The sequence below is a fragment of the Enterobacter cloacae complex sp. 2024EL-00227 genome (assembly GCF_043945315.1).
Classification (GTDB): Bacteria; Pseudomonadota; Gammaproteobacteria; order Enterobacterales; family Enterobacteriaceae; genus Enterobacter; species Enterobacter roggenkampii.
In genome coordinates, this window is the sequence record NZ_JBIMQP010000007.1 from 243553 (window position 1) to 264680 (window position 21128).

Annotated in this window: 19 protein-coding genes, 1 tRNA gene and 2 rRNA genes; 18 read left to right on the top strand and 4 right to left on the bottom strand. The window is 53.0% G+C overall.

What is annotated here, in order from left to right:
- Nucleotides 1–185: 185 nt before the first annotated feature.
- The 11 genes from aroQ (at nucleotide 186) to ACHH0Z_RS14650 (ending at nucleotide 10215) form a co-directional block, all read left to right on the top strand.
- Nucleotides 186–638, top strand: a complete 453-nt coding sequence (gene aroQ / locus ACHH0Z_RS14600) for a type II 3-dehydroquinate dehydratase (RefSeq protein WP_008502855.1) — start codon at nucleotides 186–188, stop codon at nucleotides 636–638.
- Nucleotides 639–659: 21 nt separating this feature from the next.
- Complete coding sequence (gene accB / locus ACHH0Z_RS14605; protein ID WP_008502856.1) at nucleotides 660–1124, top strand: acetyl-CoA carboxylase biotin carboxyl carrier protein; 465 nt, start codon at nucleotides 660–662, stop codon at nucleotides 1122–1124.
- Nucleotides 1125–1134: 10 nt separating this feature from the next.
- Complete coding sequence (gene accC, locus ACHH0Z_RS14610; RefSeq protein WP_003860388.1) at nucleotides 1135–2484, top strand: acetyl-CoA carboxylase biotin carboxylase subunit; 1350 nt, start codon at nucleotides 1135–1137, stop codon at nucleotides 2482–2484.
- A 108-nt stretch (nucleotides 2485–2592) separates the two neighbouring features.
- Nucleotides 2593–2835 (top strand): YhdT family protein, encoded by a 243-nt coding sequence (locus ACHH0Z_RS14615; protein WP_021242290.1) that lies wholly within the window; start codon nucleotides 2593–2595, stop codon nucleotides 2833–2835.
- Nucleotides 2825–4276 (top strand): sodium/pantothenate symporter, encoded by a 1452-nt coding sequence (gene panF, locus ACHH0Z_RS14620; protein ID WP_008502858.1) that lies wholly within the window; start codon nucleotides 2825–2827, stop codon nucleotides 4274–4276. The genes ACHH0Z_RS14615 and panF overlap by 11 nt, the downstream gene beginning before the upstream one ends.
- Before the next feature lie 11 nt (nucleotides 4277–4287).
- Nucleotides 4288–5169, top strand: a complete 882-nt coding sequence (gene prmA, locus ACHH0Z_RS14625; protein WP_008502859.1) for a 50S ribosomal protein L11 methyltransferase — start codon at nucleotides 4288–4290, stop codon at nucleotides 5167–5169.
- Nucleotides 5170–5296: 127 nt separating this feature from the next.
- Nucleotides 5297–6037 (top strand): carbonic anhydrase, encoded by a 741-nt coding sequence (locus ACHH0Z_RS14630; RefSeq protein ID WP_021242291.1) that lies wholly within the window; start codon nucleotides 5297–5299, stop codon nucleotides 6035–6037.
- A 330-nt stretch (nucleotides 6038–6367) separates the two neighbouring features.
- Entirely contained in the window at nucleotides 6368–7333 is a 966-nt protein-coding gene (gene dusB, locus ACHH0Z_RS14635) for a tRNA dihydrouridine synthase DusB (RefSeq protein WP_008502861.1), read from the top strand.
- Nucleotides 7334–7356: 23 nt separating this feature from the next.
- On the top strand, nucleotides 7357–7653 hold the full coding sequence (gene fis, locus ACHH0Z_RS14640) for a DNA-binding transcriptional regulator Fis (RefSeq protein ID WP_000462905.1): 297 nt from the start codon (nucleotides 7357–7359) through the stop codon (nucleotides 7651–7653).
- A gap of 177 nt (nucleotides 7654–7830) precedes the next feature.
- The gene (locus ACHH0Z_RS14645) at nucleotides 7831–7995 is read left to right on the top strand and encodes a DUF2556 family protein (RefSeq protein ID WP_008502862.1); all 165 of its coding nucleotides are present in this window, start codon (nucleotides 7831–7833) and stop codon (nucleotides 7993–7995) included.
- A 138-nt stretch (nucleotides 7996–8133) separates the two neighbouring features.
- A complete protein-coding gene (locus ACHH0Z_RS14650; RefSeq protein WP_045409583.1) occupies nucleotides 8134–10215 on the top strand; it encodes a bifunctional diguanylate cyclase/phosphodiesterase in 2082 nt (693 codons plus the stop codon).
- On the opposite strand, the gene envR is transcribed toward ACHH0Z_RS14650, so the two are convergent.
- Nucleotides 10131–10850, bottom strand: a complete 720-nt coding sequence (envR, locus tag ACHH0Z_RS14655) for an acrEF/envCD operon transcriptional regulator (protein ID WP_008502864.1) — start codon at nucleotides 10848–10850, stop codon at nucleotides 10131–10133. The two genes, ACHH0Z_RS14650 and envR, sit on opposite strands and share 85 nt — an antisense overlap.
- A gap of 388 nt (nucleotides 10851–11238) precedes the next feature.
- On the opposite strand from envR, the gene ACHH0Z_RS14660 reads away from it, so the two are divergent.
- From ACHH0Z_RS14660 to ACHH0Z_RS14690, 7 genes are all read left to right on the top strand, one after another.
- Nucleotides 11239–12378, top strand: coding sequence for an efflux RND transporter periplasmic adaptor subunit (locus ACHH0Z_RS14660; RefSeq protein WP_045409586.1), 1140 nt, complete (start codon nucleotides 11239–11241; stop codon nucleotides 12376–12378).
- An 11-nt stretch (nucleotides 12379–12389) separates the two neighbouring features.
- Nucleotides 12390–15503: an efflux RND transporter permease subunit gene (locus ACHH0Z_RS14665; RefSeq protein ID WP_045409588.1), complete on the top strand. Its 3114-nt coding sequence runs from the start codon at nucleotides 12390–12392 to the stop codon at nucleotides 15501–15503.
- 304 nt (nucleotides 15504–15807) lie between these two features.
- Complete coding sequence (locus ACHH0Z_RS14670) at nucleotides 15808–16029, top strand: lipoprotein (RefSeq protein WP_008502867.1); 222 nt, start codon at nucleotides 15808–15810, stop codon at nucleotides 16027–16029.
- Nucleotides 16030–16503: 474 nt separating this feature from the next.
- Entirely contained in the window at nucleotides 16504–17529 is a 1026-nt protein-coding gene (locus ACHH0Z_RS14675; RefSeq protein WP_008502868.1) for an amino acid ABC transporter substrate-binding protein, read from the top strand.
- Between the two features lie 67 nt (nucleotides 17530–17596).
- Nucleotides 17597–18778: an amino acid ABC transporter permease gene (locus ACHH0Z_RS14680; RefSeq protein WP_008502869.1), complete on the top strand. Its 1182-nt coding sequence runs from the start codon at nucleotides 17597–17599 to the stop codon at nucleotides 18776–18778.
- Nucleotides 18779–18787: 9 nt separating this feature from the next.
- Nucleotides 18788–19891 carry an amino acid ABC transporter permease gene (locus tag ACHH0Z_RS14685; RefSeq protein WP_045409590.1) on the top strand — a complete coding sequence of 368 codons (1104 nt, stop codon included), beginning with the start codon at nucleotides 18788–18790 and terminating at the stop codon, nucleotides 19889–19891.
- Between the two features lie 7 nt (nucleotides 19892–19898).
- Nucleotides 19899–20657: an amino acid ABC transporter ATP-binding protein gene (locus ACHH0Z_RS14690; RefSeq protein ID WP_008502871.1), complete on the top strand. Its 759-nt coding sequence runs from the start codon at nucleotides 19899–19901 to the stop codon at nucleotides 20655–20657.
- Nucleotides 20658–20763: 106 nt separating this feature from the next.
- Here ACHH0Z_RS14690 and rrf (ACHH0Z_RS14695) read toward each other — a convergent pair.
- The 3 genes from rrf (ACHH0Z_RS14695) to rrf (ACHH0Z_RS14705) form a co-directional block, all read right to left on the bottom strand.
- Nucleotides 20764–20879, bottom strand: a 5S ribosomal RNA gene (gene rrf, locus ACHH0Z_RS14695).
- 43 nt (nucleotides 20880–20922) lie between these two features.
- Nucleotides 20923–20998 (bottom strand) — tRNA-Thr (locus ACHH0Z_RS14700).
- Nucleotides 20999–21012: 14 nt separating this feature from the next.
- Nucleotides 21013–21128, bottom strand: a 5S ribosomal RNA gene (gene rrf, locus ACHH0Z_RS14705).

Here is a 21128-nt window from a genome sequence, read left to right on the forward strand (position 1 = left end):
TTTTTGGATTGCGGTTGATAATCTTCCCTGATAAGACCAGTATTTAGCTGCCAAATGCTACGAAATCGTTATAATGTGCGACCTTGGTTCGCCTGACAGTGGTTTTTGGCCTCTGAAAAGGTGACATTTGCGCTTCGACGGTATATTTTGTTTTTTACCCGAAAATCGCAGGAGATAGCGGCATAATGACTGATAAGTTTCAGATCTTAGTTTTGAACGGACCGAACCTGAACATGCTCGGCACCCGTGAGCCGGAGAAGTACGGCACGCTGACATTAAGCGAAATTGTTAACCGTTTGAGCACGGAAGCAGCGTCGCTGAATGTGGATTTGGATCATTTTCAGTCAAACGCGGAGTACGCAATCATCGACCGTATTCATCAGGCTAAAGACAATGTGGACTATATCCTGATCAATCCGGCCGCGTTTACGCACACCAGTGTTGCTATCCGCGACGCACTGCTTGCGGTGAGTATCCCGTTTATCGAGATCCACCTGAGTAACGTGCACGCCCGAGAGCCGTTCCGTCACCATTCGTATCTGTCGGATATCGCTGCTGGCGTTATCTGCGGACTGGGCGCAGACGGCTATTCATACGCTTTACAGACAGCGGTAAAACGCTTGTCACAATCACACTAAACAAGAGTACGGAACCCACTCATGGATATTCGTAAGATTAAAAAACTGATCGAGCTGGTTGAAGAATCAGGCATCTCCGAACTGGAAATTTCTGAAGGCGAAGAGTCTGTACGCATCAGCCGTGCAGCCCCAGCCGCTAGCTTCCCGGTAATGCAGCAAGCTTACGCTGCGCCAGTGCAGCAGCCTGCGCTCTCCGCAGCCGTTGCACCAGCAGCAGCTGAAGCCGCACCTGCCGCTGCAGCAGAAATCAGTGGTCACATCGTACGTTCCCCAATGGTTGGTACTTTCTACCGCACCCCGAGCCCGGACGCGAAGGCGTTCATCGAAGTGGGTCAGAAAGTCAACGTAGGCGATACCCTGTGCATCGTTGAAGCGATGAAAATGATGAACCAGATCGAAGCAGACAAATCAGGTACTGTGAAAGCGATTCTGGTCGAAAGTGGTCAGCCGGTTGAATTTGACGAGCCGCTGGTCGTCATCGAGTAACGAGGCGTACATGCTGGATAAAATTGTTATCGCCAACCGCGGCGAGATCGCACTGCGTATTCTTCGTGCCTGTAAAGAACTGGGCATCAAGACTGTCGCTGTGCACTCAAGCGCGGATCGCGATTTAAAACACGTATTGCTGGCGGATGAGACGGTCTGTATTGGCCCGGCTCCGTCCGTAAAAAGCTATCTGAACATCCCGGCTATCATCAGCGCCGCTGAAATCACCGGCGCGGTGGCAATTCATCCGGGTTACGGCTTCCTCTCTGAGAACGCCAACTTTGCTGAGCAGGTTGAACGCTCTGGCTTTATCTTCATCGGCCCGAAAGCCGACACCATCCGCCTGATGGGCGACAAAGTGTCTGCGATCACCGCGATGAAAAAAGCCGGTGTACCAACCGTACCAGGCTCTGACGGCCCTCTGACCGACGACATGGATGCTAACCGTGCTCATGCTAAACGCATTGGCTACCCGGTTATCATCAAGGCGTCCGGCGGCGGCGGCGGTCGCGGTATGCGCGTTGTGCGCAGCGATGCTGAACTGGCACAGTCCATCTCCATGACCAAAGCAGAAGCGAAAGCCGCTTTCAGCAATGACATGGTGTACATGGAAAAATACCTGGAAAACCCACGCCACATCGAAATTCAGGTGCTGGCTGACGGTCAGGGTAACGCAATCTATCTGGCAGAACGTGACTGCTCCATGCAGCGTCGTCACCAGAAAGTAGTCGAAGAAGCACCAGCGCCGGGCATTACTCCGGAACTGCGTCGCTACATCGGCGAGCGTTGCGCTAAAGCGTGTGTCGATATCGGCTATCGTGGAGCGGGTACCTTTGAGTTCCTGTTCGAAAACGGCGAGTTCTACTTCATTGAGATGAACACCCGTATTCAGGTTGAACATCCGGTTACCGAAATGATCACCGGGGTTGACCTGATTAAAGAGCAGCTGCGTATCGCAGCCGGTCAGCCGCTGTCCATCAAGCAGGAAGAAGTGGTGGTGAAAGGCCATGCGGTAGAATGCCGTATCAACGCCGAAGACCCGAACACCTTCCTGCCAAGCCCGGGTAAAATCACGCGTTTCCACGCGCCGGGTGGCTTTGGCGTGCGCTGGGAGTCTCATATCTACGCCGGTTACACCGTACCGCCGTACTATGACTCAATGATCGGCAAGCTCATCTGCTACGGCGAAAACCGTGACGTGGCGATTGCCCGCATGAAGAACGCCCTGCAGGAACTGATCATCGACGGAATCAAAACCAACGTTGATCTGCAGATGCGCATCATGAGCGACGAGCACTTCCAGAATGGTGGAACCAACATCCACTATCTGGAGAAAAAACTCGGCCTGAACGAGAAGTAAGAGACCTGTGTTGTGAAAAGGCCGGATTATCCGGCCTTTTTTATTTCTGGGGCCTGGAAAGCCTCATCATGTACAATCCCCGCTTTCTTCATCCACAAGGGACAAAAAATGGACAAACGTTTTGTTCAGGCCCATAAAGAAGCGCGCTGGGCGCTGTGGCTGACCCTTCTCTATCTTGCTGCATGGTTAGTAACCGCTTACTTACCAGACTCTGCTATTGGCATCACCGGCCTGCCGCACTGGTTCGAATTGGCCTGCCTGCTGGTTCCGCTGGTGTTTATCCTGCTGTGCTGGGCAATGGTGAAATTTATCTACCGGGATATTCCGCTGGAGGACGATGATGCAGCTTGAAGTCATTCTGCCGCTTGTCGCTTACCTGCTGGTCGTATTTGGATTGTCCATTTACGCCATGCGCAAAAGAACGACCGGTGCCTTTCTGAACGAGTATTTTCTCGGCAGCCGTTCGATGGGCGGCGTTGTGCTGGCAATGACGCTGACCGCGACCTATATCAGCGCCAGCTCGTTTATTGGCGGCCCCGGTGCGGCCTACAAATACGGGTTAGGCTGGGTTTTGCTGGCGATGATCCAGCTGCCTGCCGTCTGGCTCTCGCTGGGCATACTGGGTAAAAAATTTGCCATTCTGGCGCGCCGTTACAATGCCGTGACGCTCAACGATATGCTCTTTGCCCGTTACCAGAGCCGCTTGCTGGTGTGGCTGGCGAGCCTGAGCCTGCTGGTGGCCTTTATCGGAGCGATGACCGTACAGTTTATCGGCGGTGCGCGTCTGCTGGAAACGGCGGCCGGCATCCCTTACGAGACAGGCCTCATCATCTTCGGGGTAAGCATCGCGCTCTATACTGCGTTTGGCGGATTCCGCGCCAGCGTGCTGAACGATACGCTGCAGGGAATGGTGATGCTCATCGGTACGATCGTTCTGCTGGTGGGGATTGTTCATGCGGCGGGTGGACTCACTCACGCGGTGGAAACCCTGGAAGCGATTGACCCGAAACTGGTCTCGCCGCAGGGCGCAGATGATATCCTCTCTCCGACCTTTATGACCTCATTCTGGGTGTTAGTCTGCTTCGGAGTAATTGGTCTGCCGCATACCGCCGTGCGCTGTATCTCCTATAAAGACAGCAAAGCCGTTCACAAGGGCATCATCATCGGGACGATTGTGGTCGCTGTCCTGATGTTTGGTATGCATCTGGCGGGGGCATTAGGGCGCGCGGTAATCCCCGATCTTACCGTGCCGGATCTGGTGATCCCGACGCTGATGGTCAAAGTGCTGCCCCCCTTTGCCGCCGGGATTTTCCTCGCCGCGCCAATGGCCGCCATTATGTCGACCATCAACGCTCAGTTACTACAAAGTTCCGCTACGATCATTAAAGATCTCTATCTGAACCTGCGCCCTGAACAGGTTGAAAATGAACGTCGCCTGAAGCATATGTCAGCGGTGATTACGCTGGTGCTAGGCGCGTTGCTGCTGTTAGCCGCATGGCGCCCGCCGGAGATGATCATCTGGCTGAACCTGCTGGCATTTGGTGGGCTTGAGGCGGTATTCCTGTGGCCGCTGGTGTTAGGGCTCTACTGGGAACGCGCAAATGCTGCCGGTGCGCTGAGCGCGATGATTGTTGGCGGCGTGCTGTACGCCGTCCTCGCAACGTTTAAGATTCAGTACCTGGGCTTCCATCCGATTGTGCCTTCGTTACTGCTAAGTTTACTGGCGTTTGTGGTTGGGAACCGTTTCGGTCAGCCCGTCCCACAGCCCGCTATGATTTCTACTGATAAATAAAGAGTTTTGCCATGCCGTGGATCCAACTAAAACTGAATACAACCGGCGCGAACGCCGAAGAGCTGAGCGATGCGCTGATGGAGGCCGGCTCGGTCTCTATCACCTTCCAGGACACGCATGACACGCCGGTCTTTGAACCGCTGCCGGGCGAAACCCGCCTGTGGGGCGATACCGACGTGATTGGCCTGTTCGATGCTGAAACCGACATGAAAGAGGTCGTCGCGATTCTGGAAAACCACCCTCTGCTGGGCGCGGGCTTTGCGCACAAAATCGAACAGCTGGAAGACAAAGACTGGGAACGCGAATGGATGGATAACTTCCATCCGATGCAGTTCGGCAAGCGTCTGTGGATCTGCCCAAGCTGGCGCGAGGTTCCTGATGAAAACGCGGTTAACGTCATGCTCGATCCGGGTCTGGCGTTTGGTACCGGCACCCATCCAACGACCTCCCTGTGCCTGCAGTGGCTGGATGGTCTCGATCTGGATGGTAAGACGGTGATCGACTTCGGCTGTGGATCCGGGATCCTTGCGATTGCCGCCCTGAAACTGGGCGCGGCAAAAGCTATCGGGATCGATATCGATCCGCAGGCGATTCAGGCCAGTCGCGACAACGCCGAGCGCAACGGCGTTTCCGATCGACTGGAGCTGTATCTGCCGGATGCACAGCCAGAAGCCATGAAAGCCGATGTGGTGGTTGCAAACATTCTGGCGGGCCCACTGCGCGAGCTGGCTCCGTTAATCAGCGTGCTGCCCGTTGAGGGCGGTCTGCTGGGACTTTCGGGTATCCTGGCAAGCCAGGCAGACAGCGTGTGTGAAGCCTACGCCGATCTTTTCGCTCTCGACCCGGTGGTGGAGAAAGAAGAGTGGTGCCGTATTACCGGTCGTAAAAAATAAGCATTTGGCGTGGTCCTCTGACCACGCCTCTCTCCCACTGATAATCCTCTCTCCCTCTGCCATTCTTCGGTAAAATAACCACACAAATCATGTTGATTTGTATTAAAAAATTCACCGGAAGAATATGATGAAACACATTACAGGCAAGGCAGCGCTGTTTGCGCTGAGCATGGTTTCGGCTTCAGCATTCGCATCACACTGGGGCTATGAAGGGGAAGGTTCACCGGAACACTGGGGTGAACTGGACGAGGCCTACAAGACCTGCCAGAGCGGGATGAACCAGTCTCCGATAAATATTGATTCGACCGCTAACGCCCATCTCTCCCCGCTGCAAACACACTACATTGATGGTCCTGTAACGCTGACCAATAATGGCCATACCATTCAGGCTAGCGAACAGGCTGACACCCGTGACACCATCACTCTGGACAAGCAAACCTGGACGCTCCAGCAGTTCCACTTCCATGCACCAAGCGAAAACACCGTGCACGGCAAGAAGTACGCGATGGAGATGCATCTGGTACATAAAAACAGCGCGGGTGAGCTGACCGTGGTAGCCGTCATGTTTGATAAAGGGGCTGCGAATCCGGAGCTGGATAAGCTGTGGAGCGTGATGCCGCAGCAGGCTGAACAGAACGTCTCCATTGAGAAGGATCTCAACCTGAACAAGCTGCTGCCGAAGGTGAAAACCTACTGGCGCTTTAGCGGATCTCTGACCACGCCACCGTGTTCTGAAGGGGTCACCTGGATCGTGCTCAAACAGCCGTTAACCGTCTCAGCAGAACAGCTTGAGAAATTTACCCATACCATGCATCACGATAATAACCGCCCGGTACAGTCTCTGCATGGGCGCGTTGTGGTCGAATAACGCCCATTCTGAGGCTTAAGATCATGTTCTAAAATGCGACGTAGATCGCAAAGAAGAGGGAAAATCTGCTGCTAAAAACAGCAGATTATCCCGCTCAGGTAAGCCATTTATTCAGAAATGATGAGAAGTTACGGGAAATTGTAATCGCTCATAAAATAGCCATTCCTGCCTAACACAATGATTTAAATAGTGAATAATTCTTAACGGAAAGATTGCGCGGCGATTCCTTGATCTACAACAGTGGATTGTTCAAAGTTTGGCCTTTCATCTCGTGCAAAAAATGCGTAATATACGCCGCCTTGCAGTCACAGTATGGTCATTTCTTAACTCATGCGCATCGGACACCACCAGCTTAGAAATCGCCTGATCGCAGCCCCTATGGCAGGTATTACCGACCGGCCGTTCAGGACGCTGTGCTATGAGATGGGAGCCGGTTTAACCGTATCCGAGATGATGTCGTCTAACCCGCAGGTTTGGGAAAGCGATAAATCCCGCCTTCGGATGGTGCACATTGATGAACCCGGTATTCGCACCGTGCAAATTGCCGGAAGCGTGCCTGAAGAGATGGCAGATGCCGCGCGTATCAACGTGGAAAGTGGTGCCCAGATTATTGATATCAATATGGGGTGCCCGGCCAAAAAAGTGAATCGCAAGCTTGCAGGTTCAGCCCTTCTGCAATACCCCGACCAGGTGAAAGCTATCCTGACGGCGGTTGTCAGCGCAGTGGACGTTCCTGTTACGTTAAAGATTCGCACGGGTTGGTCGCCGGAACACCGTAACTGTGTAGAGATTGCCCAACTGGCCGAAGACTGTGGCATTCAGGCCCTGACCATTCATGGACGCACGCGCGCCTGTTTGTTCAACGGTGAAGCTGAATACGACAGCATTCGGGCAGTTAAGCAGAAAGTTTCCATTCCGATTATCGCGAATGGCGACATAACTGACCCGCTTAAAGCCAGAGCGGTGCTCGACTATACGGGAGCTGATGCTCTGATGATAGGACGTGCCGCTCAGGGAAGACCCTGGATCTTTCGGGAAATCCAGCATTATCTGGACACTGGAGAGCTGCTTGCTCCCCTGCCTCTGGCAGAGGTTAAGCGCTTGCTTTGTTCGCATGTTCGGGAACTGCATGACCACTACGGTCAGGCGAAAGGGTACCGAATTGCGCGTAAACACGTTTCCTGGTATCTCCAGGAGCACGCTCCAGATGACCAGTTTCGGCGCACATTCAACGCCATTGAGGATGCCAGCGAACAGCTGGAGGCGTTGGAGGCATACTTCGAAAATCTTGCGTAATGAAATAAAGAGCTGACAGAACTATGTTCGAACAACGCGTAAATTCTGACGTACTGACCGTTTCTACCGTTAACTCTCAGGATCAGGTAACTCAAAAGCCCCTGCGTGACTCGGTTAAACAGGCACTGAAGAACTATTTTGCTCAACTGAACGGTCAGGATGTTAATGACCTGTATGAGCTGGTACTGGCTGAAGTTGAACAGCCACTGTTGGACATGGTGATGCAATACACCCGCGGTAACCAAACCCGCGCTGCGCTGATGATGGGTATCAACCGTGGTACTCTGCGTAAGAAACTGAAAAAATACGGCATGAACTGATACTAGTCAGTTAAATGCTTGTTTAAAAAGGCGCTCTTCGGCATGGGGAAGCGCCTTTTTTATTCCCTGCTTCACTCCGTCAACGCTTTGTAAACCTTCGCTTATCCCGCTTTAAAACCGCCGCTTTTGGTGTATATTTCCCCCACTTTACTGGCGCTCTTCTCGCGGAATGACACAATGATTCGTAAATACTGGTGGCTGGTTGTCTTTGCAATCTCCGTTTTGATTTTCGATGCACTTCTGATGCAGTGGATTGAACTGATGAGCACCGAAACCGATAAGTGTCGCAATATGAACTCCGTGAATCCCCTGAAACTCGTAAACTGTTCAGAGCTCGACTAGCCGCCTGATTGCGCAAACTCCCCGTGATTACCCACTAAAAACGGGGATTTAAATCCCTTTGAGCCATTACCCGACGGTGATAATGTCTCGCCCTTCTCAACCGCTCTAGCGTAACCCCACACTCGAGTAGAACCGTCCATGCTGGTCAGCCAATACAACCATATCCTTGTTGTCCTCTCCTTTGTTGTTGCCATCCTTGCCGCGTATACCGCACTGAATATGGCGGCACGTGTCGCCGGGAGTGAGGGTGTCGCTGCCCGCGTCTGGCTGGCTGGCGGCGGTATTGCAATGGGCATCGGCGTGTGGGCCATGCATTTTATCGGCATGCTGGCGATGGATCTCTCCATGAGCATGAGCTACAACGCCAGCCTGACGGCGTTATCCATGGTCGTCGCCGTCGGGTCGTCACTGTTCGCGCTCTGGCTCGTGAGCTGCGATCGGCTACGCTTGCGCCGTCTGCTGCCCGGTGCGCTGGTGATGGGAAGCGGTATTGTTGCCATGCATTACACCGGCATGGCCGCGCTGGAAGTGATGCCCGGGATTATCTGGGATAAGGTCTGGGTGGCCATTTCGGTCGCCATTGCGCTTGCCGCTTCACTCGCGGCATTATGGCTGACCTTCCGCCTGCGTCACGACGCCGCGCAGGTCGTGCTGATGCGCACGGGTGCCGCCATCACCATGGGCATAGCCATTGCCGGGATGCACTACGCCGGGATGAAAGCCGCACAGTTTCCGATGTCCACAATGGTTCACCATGAGGGTATTAACGGGAGCTGGCTGGCGGTGCTGGTGAGCGTTGTCGCGCTCTCTATTCTTGGGATTACCCTGTTGGTATCAATGCTGGACGCCCGCCTTCAGGCGCGTACCGCCCTTCTGGCCTCGTCCCTTGCGGAAGCTAACCGGGAACTCGCACAGCTGGCCCTGCACGATACCCTGACGCGGCTGCCCAACCGTATCCTGCTGGAAGACCGACTCGATCAGGCCATCAGCAAAGCCGATCGCGAGGGGACCCATTTTGCCCTGATGTTCATGGATCTCGACGGCTTTAAAGCCATCAATGACGCTTACGGCCATGATGTCGGTGACAAGCTGCTGATTGCCGTAACGGAGCGCCTGCTGCATCTCCTGAAGGGCCAGTTCACCCTGGCACGTATCGGCGGTGATGAGTTTGTTCTGCTGGCTGAGGGGGAAGGCCCGGACGATGCGGCATCGCTGGCGAATTCGCTGGTGCGCGCGATCGATAGCCCGTTCAACCTCGAGCACTATGAACTAATGGTCACCCTCAGCATTGGGATCGCGCTGTATCCTCACGACGGCAAAACCGAACGTGAGCTCATGTTTAACGCCGATGCGGCGATGTACCATACCAAGCATATGGGCCGGAACGGTTACCACTTTTTCCAGCCCTCGATGAATACGCTGGCGCAGACCCACCTTCAGTTAATGAACGATCTGTGGATGGCGATCGATCGCAATGAGCTCCGCCTGCTGTATCAGCCAAAATTTCACGCCCCCGCCGGCCCTCTCCTTGGATTTGAGGCGTTATTGCGCTGGCAGCATCCTAAGCAGGGGTTACTGACCCCGGACCTTTTCCTGCCGCTGGCGGAAAAAACGGGGCTGATTATCCCTATCGGCAACTGGGTAATTAATGAAGCCTGTCGCCAGCTGCGTGAATGGCATCTTCAGGGACATCAAAGCTGGTCAATGGCGGTAAACCTGTCGACGCTGCAGTTTGAACAGCCTTCGCTGGTCAACACGGTTCTCAACTGCCTGGCACTTCATCATGTGCCACCAGAAATGTTGATCCTGGAGGTGACGGAAACCACGGCCATGAGCAACCCGGATGAAAGTGTACGGGTGCTGACAGAGCTGACGGAAGCGGGCGTAAAGGCCTCCATTGATGATTTTGGCACCGGCTATTCAAGCCTGCTGTACCTCAAGCGCTTACCCGCCTGTGAATTGAAAATCGACAGGGCGTTCGTGAAAGAGCTCAGCGGAGAAAGCGAGGATGCCACCATTGTCTCCGCGATTGTGGCCCTCGCCAAAACACTCAATCTGAAAGTCGTGGCTGAAGGCGTAGAAACCGAAGCACAGCAGGCCTTTTTGACCGAGTTGGGCTGCAACACCCTTCAGGGTTATCTGTTAGGTAAACCCGTCAGCGCGCAAACCATAGAGGCGCTTTGTGCGCGAGGGGAGATGCTACCTGGCGCAGGGCTGTAAGCATCATCATGAGGCGATACGCGAATGACAGGGAGTGTCGCCAGAATGCTATCGACCAGGGCGGGCGCCTGCTGATAAAGATTGAAACTTTCGTTATTCATTAACCAGTTTTTAATTATTCCGCTAAAAAAGCCGTGGAATACGATCAAGGTCAGATCAACATTTACCTTTGGCGAAATGATGTTACGTGAAATACAGGCCTCCAGCGAGGCACGCAGCGTGTCATAATTGAATCCAATCCGTTTTCTGATGTCTCTCTCTGAAATCATGTCACTGCTAAATTCACATTTATGATACAGAATTTGTAAAAGTGCACATTGTCGAGGCTCACGCGCAATATACTGCAACGCAGTAATAAATTGCTCACGAAGTATTAACAATGGATCATCACCTTCGGAAAGGGAAAGCCTGTCGCGAATAATGTCGCGAAGCGGTAATTGCTGCTCCCAGATGGCATTAAATATTTCAGCTTTACTGGTGAAGTGCCAATAGATTGCACCGCGCGTCACATTTGCAGCATCCGCGATGTCCGTCAGCGTCGTGTTGGCTACGCCACGCGTCGCAAACTGCCCGATAGCCGCCTCAATCAACTGCTGCCGGGTTTGTTGAGCTTCTTCTTTCTTTTTCCGCGCCATAGACAACGACTCGCTACTCACAAAGTTTATACGTAACACAGGTCAGGAGAACGAAAGTATTCACCAATTCCCGTTTTAGTTTTGCACAAAAAAAGTCAATCTTCTTAATTTATAGTTTAGCTAAATACATATTTAAGTTTAAATTCATGCCATGAATAAATGAGGCACATTAAGCGCTATTTAACTGATTAGCTTGCCGGAAGAAGACAGAGAAATAAACCGAGTCTGATTCTGATTTTTCTGCTCAGACCTTGCCATTCGCACTTATAAATTAAAAAACATTAAATACCCTCATTATTATACGCAGCTACATTTTATTTTTTTATCCCGCTGCCCCTGCTACCGATTCACGCTAAATATCGGTTACCGGGTATTTAAAGGAACAGTAATGACGAATCATTTCAGACGCTTACCCTTAGCCGGTTTCATTGTCTGCGCTGTGCTGCTCTCAGGATGCGATGGCCAGGAAAACCAACAACAACATCCGCAGGCTCCCCAGGTCACTGTGCATATTGTGAAAAGCGCACCGCTGGCTGTCACCACTGAACTCCCGGGCAGAACAGATGCGTTCCGCGTTGCAGAGGTTCGTCCGCAGGTTAGCGGTATTATCCTGCGTCGCAACTTCACGGAGGGCAGCGATGTAAAAGCTGGAGATTCGCTTTACCAGATTGATCCTGCAACCTATCAGGCGGCTTACGACAACGCCAAAGGCGAGCTGGCGAAGGCCCAGGCGGCGGCCAATATTGCTCACCTGACGGTGAAACGTTATCTCCCGCTGGTCGGTACACAGTATGTCAGCAAGCAGGAGTATGACCAGGCCGTGGCCACGGCCCAGCAGGCAGACGCCAGCGTCGTCGCCGCCAAAGCGGGCGTTGAAAGCGCGCGCATCAACCTTGCCTATACCAAAGTGACATCGCCCGTTGATGGTCGCATAGGCAAATCCAGCGTAACGGAAGGGACGCTGGTCACCAACGGGCAGGCAGCGGCGCTGGCAACGGTTCAGCAGCTTGATCCGATGTATGTCGATGTCACCCAGTCCAGTAATGATTTTTTGCGCCTGAAGCAGACGAGCCTGCAAAAAGGCGATACCGCCAGCAGCGTTGAGCTACTGATGGAGAACGGGCAGCCCTATCCGCTGAAAGGCACATTGCAGTTCTCAGACGTCACGGTGGATCAAAGTACCGGCTCGATTACCCTGCGCGCCATTTTCCCGAATCCTCAACATCTGCTGTTACCGGGTATGTTCGTTCGCGCCCGGATTGATGAAGGTACGCAGCCGGATGCGATTCTGGTTCCCCAGCAAGGCGTGACTCGTACGCCGCGAGGCGATGCCACCGTGATGGTGGTGAACGATAAAAATCAGGTTGAGTCTCGCACCGTCGTTGCGCCTCAGGCGATTGGCGACCGCTGGCTGGTGACGGAAGGGCTGAAAAACGGTGACCGCGTGATTGTTAGCGGGCTACAAAAGGTCAGACCGGGCGTAACCGTCGTCGCCACGCCTGATACCACCACCGCTCCAGCCAGTTAAGGGACGACGACATGGCTAATTTCTTTATTCAGAGACCGGTTTTCGCCTGGGTACTTGCCATCATTTTGATGATTGCTGGTGGGCTGGCCATTCTCAAACTTCCCGTCGCACAGTATCCAACCATTGCGCCTCCCGCCGTGGCGATATCCGCGACCTACCCGGGAGCAGATGCTCAAACAGTGCAGGATACCGTGACCCAGGTTATCGAGCAGAACATGAACGGTATCGATAACCTGATGTATATGTCCTCCACCAGCGATTCAGCGGGTAACGTCACCATCACCCTGACCTTCGAGTCCGGAACCGATCCGGACATCGCCCAGGTGCAGGTGCAGAACAAGCTGCAGCTCGCCATGCCGCTGCTGCCGCAAGAGGTGCAGCAGCAAGGGATTGGCGTTGAGAAGTCCAGCAGTAGCTTCCTGCTGGTCGCCGGTTTTGTTTCAGACAACAAAAACCTCACGCAGAATGACATCTCCGACTATGTTGCCTCGAACGTCAAAGATGCCATCAGCCGAACGTCTGGGGTCGGAGACGTGCAGCTGTTCGGTGCCCAGTATGCGATGCGTATCTGGCTCGACAGCAATGCGATGAACAAATACCAGCTGACGCCGCTGGATATTATCAACCAGCTGAAAACGCAGAACGACCAGATAGCGGCAGGCCAGTTGGGCGGGACGCCATCCATCCCAGGACAGCAGCTGAATGCCTCGATCATCGCGCAAACCCGCCTGAAATCACCGGAAGAGTTTGGCCGCGTGACGCTCAAGGTGAACCAGGACGGCTCGATGGTGCATCTGAAGGATGTGGCTCGCATTGAACTGGGTGGCGAAAACTACAACATGGTGACAAAAATCAACGGGCAGGCGGCAACCGGCCTGGGGATTAAGCTGGCAACAGGGGCAAATGCGCTGGATACAGCGGCAGCCATCAAGAGCAAGCTGGCACAACTGCAGCCGTTCTTCCCGCAGGGGCTAAAAGTCGTCTACCCCTATGACACCACACCGTTTGTGAAAATCTCCATCCACGAAGTGGTGAAGACCCTGTTTGAAGCGATTATTCTCGTCTTCCTGGTTATGTACTTGTTCCTGCAAAACCTGCGGGCAACGCTCATCCCGACTATCGCGGTTCCGGTCGTTCTGCTGGGTACCTTCGCGGTTCTGGCGGCGTTCGGTTTCTCCATCAATACCCTGACAATGTTCGGCATGGTGCTGGCGATAGGTCTGCTGGTTGATGACGCTATCGTGGTCGTTGAGAACGTTGAACGCGTCATGGTCGAGGACAAGCTGCCGCCGAAAGAGGCTACGCAGAAATCGATGGGACAGATCCAGGGGGCACTGGTGGGGATCGCCATGGTGCTCTCGGCGGTCTTTATCCCGATGGCCTTTTTTGGCGGCTCGACGGGGGCGATCTATCGCCAGTTCTCGCTGACCATCGTTTCCGCTATGGCATTGTCAGTACTGGTTGCGCTAATCCTGACGCCAGCGCTCTGTGCAACGTTGCTTAAGCCTGTATCAGCGGATCATCATGACAAAAAAGGGGGTTTCTTCGGCTGGTTTAATGCGCTCTTTGATAAGAGCGTTGAGCACTACAGTAACAGCGTGAGCGGTATCTTGCGCAAGACCGGACGCTATCTGTTGGTGTACGTCATTATTGTCGGTGGAATGGCGGTGCTCTTCCTGCGCTTACCGACCTCCTTCCTCCCCGAAGAGGATCAGGGGGTGTTTATGACGATGGTTCAGCTCCCGGCGGGGGCAACCCAGACGCGTACTCAGCAGGTTCTCGACCAGGTTCAGGACTACTACCTGAACAAAGAGAAAGCAAATGTTGAATCCGTCTTTACCGTAAACGGCTTTAGCTTTAGCGGCCAGGGTCAGAACTCCGGTATTGCCTTCATCAGCCTGAAGCCCTGGGAAGAGCGTCCTGGGGCGGAAAATGGCGTTGAAGCCATTGTGGGTCGCGCGACAAAAGCTTTCAGTCAGATTAAAGACGGCCTTGTATTCCCGTTTAACCTGCCCGCTATTATTGAGTTAGGTACCGCAACGGGCTTCGACTTTGAACTTATCGATCAGGCAAACCTGGGGCATACCCAGCTGACGCAGGCGCGTAACCAGCTGCTCGGCATGGTGAAAGAGCACCCTGATCTGCTGGTGCGCGTGCGTCCTAACGGTCTTGAAGATACGCCTCAGTTCAAACTGGATGTCGATCAGGAGAAAGCACAGGCGCTGGGCGTCAGTCTTTCTGACGTCAACCAGACGATTTCGACGGCCTTAGGGGGCACCTATGTGAATGACTTTATCGATCATGGCCGCGTGAAAAAAGTCTATGTACAGGCCGACGCGAAATTCCGTATGTTGCCAGGGGATATTAACAACCTTTATGTGCGCAGCGCGAACGGGGAAATGGTGCCGTTCTCAGCCTTTAGCAACGCTCACTGGGTTTATGGTTCACCTCGTCTGGAGCGCTACAACGGAATGCCTTCGATGGAGATCCTCGGCGAATCAGCCCCGGGTAAAAGTACCGGTGAGGCCATGGCTATGATGGAAAGCCTCGCGGCAAAATTGCCTTCCGGCATTGGTTATGACTGGACGGGAATGTCTTACCAGGAGCGACTTTCGGGTAACCAGGCGCCTGCACTGTACGCCATTTCACTGATCGTGGTGTTCCTGTGTCTGGCAGCGCTGTATGAAAGCTGGTCCATTCCGTTCTCCGTTATGCTGGTTGTGCCGTTGGGGGTCATCGGGGCCCTTCTCGCAGCCTCGCTGCGCGGGTTAAACAATGACGTCTATTTCCAGGTCGGCCTGCTGACCACAATTGGTCTGTCGGCGAAAAACGCCATCCTGATCGTCGAATTTGCTAAAGACCTGATGGAGAAAGAAGGTAAAGGCATCATTGAAGCTACGCTTGAAGCGTCAAGGATGCGCCTTCGACCGATCCTGATGACCTCCCTGGCCTTTATCCTTGGCGTCATGCCGCTGGTGATCAGTACCGGAGCCGGGAGCGGTGCGCAAAACGCCGTCGGTACGGGTGTGATGGGGGGAATGCTTTCCGCAACGCTTCTGGCGATTTTCTTCGTGCCCGTCTTCTTTGTGGTTGTTCGTCGACGCTTTACCCGCCATAAAGATTAACATTTCCCTAAAAAGGCACCTCTGGTGCCTTTTTTATTTTTAACATAAACAATGAATTAGGCATTAAGCAAAAGCCATGTTAAAAATACAGTGATTTGCATTAAGTAAAAATACTCTCTTACCCCTTCATAATGTCTCCATTAATTCGTCCGGAAATCGATTTTTCTCCACGATTTTTACAAACTACATAATTTGAGATTATTCCTCGTGTAACGCGGACTTACCCCGGTGGTAAAATAACCTCCAGTTCGTTAATTGCCCTCCTGGCTTTATAGCGGACGAGAAATAATACTGAGGTAACATCATGAAAAGATTCATTTCCGTTGCACTACTCGCTGCGCTGCTTGCTGGTTGCGCGCACGACTCTCCATGTGTACCGGTTTACGACGACCAGGGCCGACTGGTTCATACCAATACCTGTATGAAAGGCACCACCCAGGACAACTGGGAAACAGCAGGTGCGATCGCTGGCGGCGCTGCCGCAGTGGCGGGCTTGACGCTGGGTATTGTTGCCCTGACGAAGTAACATCAGTTAAGAAAGCGCGGCTCTGGCCGCGCTTTTGCTTTTAATCAGTGCACTATTTTCAAAGAAGTAAAAAAATAGCCCCGTATTTATTCGTACCTTTCATTTCAGCCTGAAGCCAGTCACATCTTTTTCGTACACTTTTTTAAATTACCTGTTCTATTGTGATGATTTTCACACATTAATATTATTGAATATCCTGCCAATATTCACTCTGGAAACTATCTCTTCTTTTTTCTGGCGCGCCTCAAAACTTTTGCTCCAATTTGTGGCACAGGTTGTAATTTCGCACCGTTTCAGGGCGCTCGTTTTATTTAAGCCTGTCTACACTCAGCATTAAGCGTTCACTCATCTCTTATTTTGCCGAACGCAAAACTGGCATTACGTTTGCTTTATAAACGTTGGCCAAAGCCACAGACAGGTAAAGCGTTTAAAAAACGCCTCTATAACGATAAATTTCGCCACACAGGAAGCATTATGAAAAAGACGATGATAGCCAGCCTGGCCGCTGCAGGCTTGATGTTTGCCGTAGCCGGTCAAGCCCATGCGGGAACGACACTGGATGCCGTTAAAAAGAAAGGTTTTGTTCAATGTGGTATCAGTGACGGTTTGCCTGGCTTCTCTTATGCCGATGCGAACGGCAAATTTACCGGTATTGATGTAGATGTCTGCCGTGGTGTTGCCGCCGCCGTTTTTGGCGATGACAGCAAGGTAAAATATACCCCGCTGACGGCAAAAGAACGCTTTACGGCACTGCAGTCCGGCGAGGTTGACATGCTCTCCCGTAATACCACCTGGACCTCCTCCCGCGACGCGGGTATGGGGATGTCATTTACGGGCGTGACCTATTATGACGGGATCGGCTTCCTGACCCACAATAAAGCAGGCCTGAAAAGCGCCAAAGAGCTGGATGGTGCGACTGTTTGTATTCAGGCGGGCACCGATACCGAGCTGAATGTCGCCGATTATTTCAAAGCAAATAACATGAAATACACGCCAGTGACATTTGACCGCTCGGATGAGTCGGCTAAAGCGCTGGAATCCGGCCGTTGCGACACGCTGGCCTCTGACCAGTCACAGCTGTATGCCTTACGCATTAAGCTGAGCAATCCGGCAGAGTGGATTGTCCTGCCTGAAGTGATCTCCAAAGAACCTCTCGGCCCTGTCGTTCGTCGCGGCGATGAAGACTGGTTCTCTATTGTTCGCTGGACGCTGTTTGCCATGCTGAACGCAGAAGAGATGGGCATCAACTCGAAAAACGTGGATGAGAAAGCGGCTAATCCATCTAACCCGGATATGGCGCACCTGCTCGGTAAAGAAGGTGATTTCGGCAAAGATCTGAAGCTGGATAATAAATGGGCTTACAACATCATCAAACAGGTGGGCAACTACTCTGAGATCTTTGAACGCAACGTGGGATCGGAAAGCCCGCTGAAGATTAAACGCGGCCAGAACAATCTCTGGAACAACGGCGGTATTCAGTACGCGCCACCAGTACGTTAAGTCATAGCTGTAACGGGCACTGCTCATGCAGTGCCCACTCCAGAGTCATGGTTACTGAGGTTTCTTTATGTCCCATCGCCGCTCAGCCGTAAAAGGATCGCTATCCTTTTCTCATCCCGCGGTCCGCGCCTGGCTATTCCAGATTATTGCTATTGTTGCGGTTGTTCTCATCGCCGTGTATCTCATCCACAACACCATCACCAACCTGAACAATCGCGGCATTACCTCCGGTTTTGCGTTTTTGGATCGCAGCGCGGGCTTTGGCATTGTTCAGCATCTTATTGATTACCAGGAAGGTGACACGTACGGACGCGTATTCGTGGTCGGTTTACTGAATACGCTGTTGGTATCGGCGCTTTGTATCGTCTTCGCGTCGATACTGGGCTTCTTTATTGGCCTGGCGCGTCTTTCTGAAAACTGGCTCCTGCGGAAGCTGTCGACGGTTTATATCGAGACGTTCCGCAATATCCCCCCGCTGCTGCAGATCTTCTTCTGGTATTTCGCCGTACTGCGTAACCTTCCTGGTCCCCGTCAGGCCGTCGACGCGTTTGAGCTGTTTTTCCTGAGTAACCGTGGGTTGTCCATTCCTTCTCCTCAGCCGGGCGAAGGACTGTATGCTTTCATCGGCGCAATTGTGATAGCGCTTGCCCTCTCCGCTGGGGTATTCCGTTTTAACCGCAAGCATCAGATCAAAACCGGTCAGCTTCGTAGAACCTGGCCCACCGCAGTCATCCTGATCGTTAGCCTGCCACTAGTGGCACACTGGCTGTTTGGCGCCGCGTTGCACTGGGATGTTCCCCATCTGCGAGGCTTTAACTTCCAGGGGGGAATGGTGTTAATTCCTGAGCTGGCGGCCCTGACATTGGCGCTATCGATTTATACCTCAGCCTTTATCGCTGAGATTATTCGTGCCGGGATCCAGGCCGTCCCGCACGGGCAACACGAAGCGGCACGCTCATTAGGATTACCGCATACGGTGACGCTTCGCCAGGTCATTATTCCGCAGGCGTTGCGGGTCATCATTCCGCCTCTGACCAGCCAGTATCTTAACATCGTCAAAAACTCGTCGCTGGCCGCCGCTATTGGTTACCCGGATATGGTTTCACTCTTCGCCGGAACCGTGCTTAACCAGACCGGACAAGCCATTGAAACCATAGCCATCACCATGTCTGTCTATCTCATCATCAGCCTGGTAATTTCACTGCTGATGAACCTCTATAACCGTCGTATAGCACTGGTCGAGCGCTAAGGATCTATGATGACAAAAGCAATACTGTCGCACGCCTCGCGCCCTGCCAACTCGACAGGTGGACGTTTCATTCTCTGGGCGCGAAAGAATCTGTTCTCCAGCTGGAGTAACAGCCTGCTGACGATTGTCTGCCTGTGGCTCATGTGGGAATTGATTCCTCCCCTGCTGAACTGGGCGTTTTTACAGGCCAACTGGGTCGGTTCAACCCGAGCTGACTGTACAAAAGCCGGTGCCTGCTGGGTGTTTATTCATGAACGTTTCGGTCAGTTCATGTATGGATTGTATCCCCACGAACAGCGCTGGCGGATTAATCTGGCGCTGGTTATAGGCCTGCTCTCTGTCGCAGTCATGTTCTGGAAAAAGCTGCCTCATCGTGGACGCTATATTGCCGTCTGGGCGGTGGTTTATCCAATTATTGTCTGGGTGCTCTTGTATGGCGGTTTTCTGAGGCTGGAACGCGTTGAAACACGCCAGTGGGGCGGACTGACGCTGACGTTGATTATCGCGTCAGTGGGAATAGCCGGTGCTCTGCCGTGGGGGATTTTACTTGCCCTCGGACGGCGTTCAAAAATGCCGATCGTTCGCGTGCTCTCCGTTATCTTCATTGAGTTCTGGCGCGGCGTGCCGCTTATTACCGTTCTCTTTATGTCGTCAGTCATGCTGCCGCTGTTTATGGCAGAAGGGACAACGATCGACAAACTAATTCGTGCCCTGGTCGGGGTGATTCTCTTCCAGTCCGCCTATGTCGCTGAAGTTGTGCGCGGTGGTCTGCAGGCGTTGCCTAAAGGCCAGTACGAAGCGGCGGAATCACTGGCTCTCGGTTACTGGAAAACGCAGGGACTGGTGATTCTTCCACAAGCACTCAAGCTGGTCATCCCGGGCCTGGTCAACACGATCATTGCCCTCTTCAAGGATACCAGCCTGGTGATCATCATCGGATTGTTCGATCTCTTTAGCAGCGTACAACAGGCAACCGTTGACCCTGTCTGGCTGGGTATGTCCACCGAAGGATATGTCTTTGCTGCCCTAATCTACTGGATCTTTTGTTTTAGCATGTCGCGCTACAGCCAGCATCTGGAAAAGCGCTTTAACACCGGGCGTACACCGCACTGAGGAAAATATGAGCCAAATAACTATGACACCCGCCGACGCGATGATTACGCTGGAAGACGTGAACAAATGGTACGGACAGTTTCATGTCCTGAAGGATATTAATCTTAAGGTCAAGCAAGGAGAGCGCATCGTCCTGTGCGGCCCGTCCGGCTCCGGGAAATCCACAACCATTCGCTGTATTAACCACCTTGAAGAGCATCAGCAAGGACGCATCGTGGTTGATGGTATCGAGCTGAATGAAGATATCCGCAATATCGAACGCGTGCGTCAGGAAGTGGGAATGGTATTTCAGCACTTTAATCTTTTTCCGCACCTGACCGTTCTGCAGAACTGTACGCTCGCACCGATTTGGGTACGAAAGATGCCGAAAAAGGAAGCCGAGGCGTTGGCAATGCACTATCTGGAGCGTGTACGTATCGCAGAGCATGCCAATAAGTTTCCCGGTCAGATATCGGGTGGACAGCAGCAGCGTGTGGCTATCGCCCGTTCACTGTGTATGAAACCGAAAATTATGCTGTTTGATGAACCGACATCAGCCCTCGATCCGGAAATGGTGAAGGAGGTTCTGGATACCATGATTGGACTGGCACAATCCGGCATGACCATGCTGTGTGTCACGCATGAGATGGGGTTCGCGCGAACCGTGGCTGACCGGGTGATCTTTATGGATCGTGGGGAGATTGTTGAGCAGGCGCCGCCGGATGAGTTCTTTGCGCATCCGAAGTCAGAACGTACGCGCGCATTCCTGTCGCAGGTGATTCATTAATCAGATCTTTTTGCCCGGTGACGCTGCGCTTACCGGGCCTACCGTTTTCACGAGAATCATAACGCAAAAAGGCCATCCTTTCGGATGGCCTTCTCACTTATTTGATGTCTGGCAGTTCCCTACTCTCACATGGGGAGACCCCACACTACCATCGGCGCTACGGCGTTTCACTTCTGAGTTCGGCATGGGGTCAGGTGGGACCACCGCGCTAAAGCCGCCAGACAAATTCTTTTACTTCTTGCCGAACTTTAACCTAAGTATAAAGTGGTGCTGATACCCAGAGTCGAACTGGGGACCTCACCCTTACCAAGGGTGCGCTCTACCAACTGAGCCATATCAGCACGCTAAATTTGATGCCTGGCAGTTCCCTACTCTCACATGGGGAGACCCCACACTACCATCGGCGCTACGGCGTTTCACTTCTGAGTTCGGCATGGGGTCAGGTGGGACCACCGCGCTAAAGCCGCCAGG

Bases quoted from the DNA above. Each gene is read 5' to 3' on its own strand.
- aroQ (WP_008502855.1), top strand. From the start codon at position 186: ATGACTGATAAGTTTCAGATCTTAGTTTTGAACGGACCGAACCTGAAC.
- accB (WP_008502856.1), top strand. From the start codon at position 660: ATGGATATTCGTAAGATTAAAAAACTGATCGAGCTGGTTGAAGAATCA.
- accC (WP_003860388.1), top strand. From the start codon at position 1,135: ATGCTGGATAAAATTGTTATCGCCAACCGCGGCGAGATCGCACTGCGT.
- ACHH0Z_RS14615 (WP_021242290.1), top strand. From the start codon at position 2,593: ATGGACAAACGTTTTGTTCAGGCCCATAAAGAAGCGCGCTGGGCGCTG.
- panF (WP_008502858.1), top strand. From the start codon at position 2,825: ATGCAGCTTGAAGTCATTCTGCCGCTTGTCGCTTACCTGCTGGTCGTA.
- prmA (WP_008502859.1), top strand. From the start codon at position 4,288: ATGCCGTGGATCCAACTAAAACTGAATACAACCGGCGCGAACGCCGAA.
- ACHH0Z_RS14630 (WP_021242291.1), top strand. From the start codon at position 5,297: ATGAAACACATTACAGGCAAGGCAGCGCTGTTTGCGCTGAGCATGGTT.
- dusB (WP_008502861.1), top strand. From the start codon at position 6,368: ATGCGCATCGGACACCACCAGCTTAGAAATCGCCTGATCGCAGCCCCT.
- fis (WP_000462905.1), top strand. From the start codon at position 7,357: ATGTTCGAACAACGCGTAAATTCTGACGTACTGACCGTTTCTACCGTT.
- ACHH0Z_RS14645 (WP_008502862.1), top strand. From the start codon at position 7,831: ATGATTCGTAAATACTGGTGGCTGGTTGTCTTTGCAATCTCCGTTTTG.
- ACHH0Z_RS14650 (WP_045409583.1), top strand. From the start codon at position 8,134: ATGCTGGTCAGCCAATACAACCATATCCTTGTTGTCCTCTCCTTTGTT.
- envR (WP_008502864.1), bottom strand. From the start codon at position 10,850: ATGGCGCGGAAAAAGAAAGAAGAAGCTCAACAAACCCGGCAGCAGTTG.
- ACHH0Z_RS14660 (WP_045409586.1), top strand. From the start codon at position 11,239: ATGACGAATCATTTCAGACGCTTACCCTTAGCCGGTTTCATTGTCTGC.
- ACHH0Z_RS14665 (WP_045409588.1), top strand. From the start codon at position 12,390: ATGGCTAATTTCTTTATTCAGAGACCGGTTTTCGCCTGGGTACTTGCC.
- ACHH0Z_RS14670 (WP_008502867.1), top strand. From the start codon at position 15,808: ATGAAAAGATTCATTTCCGTTGCACTACTCGCTGCGCTGCTTGCTGGT.
- ACHH0Z_RS14675 (WP_008502868.1), top strand. From the start codon at position 16,504: ATGAAAAAGACGATGATAGCCAGCCTGGCCGCTGCAGGCTTGATGTTT.
- ACHH0Z_RS14680 (WP_008502869.1), top strand. From the start codon at position 17,597: ATGTCCCATCGCCGCTCAGCCGTAAAAGGATCGCTATCCTTTTCTCAT.
- ACHH0Z_RS14685 (WP_045409590.1), top strand. From the start codon at position 18,788: ATGACAAAAGCAATACTGTCGCACGCCTCGCGCCCTGCCAACTCGACA.
- ACHH0Z_RS14690 (WP_008502871.1), top strand. From the start codon at position 19,899: ATGAGCCAAATAACTATGACACCCGCCGACGCGATGATTACGCTGGAA.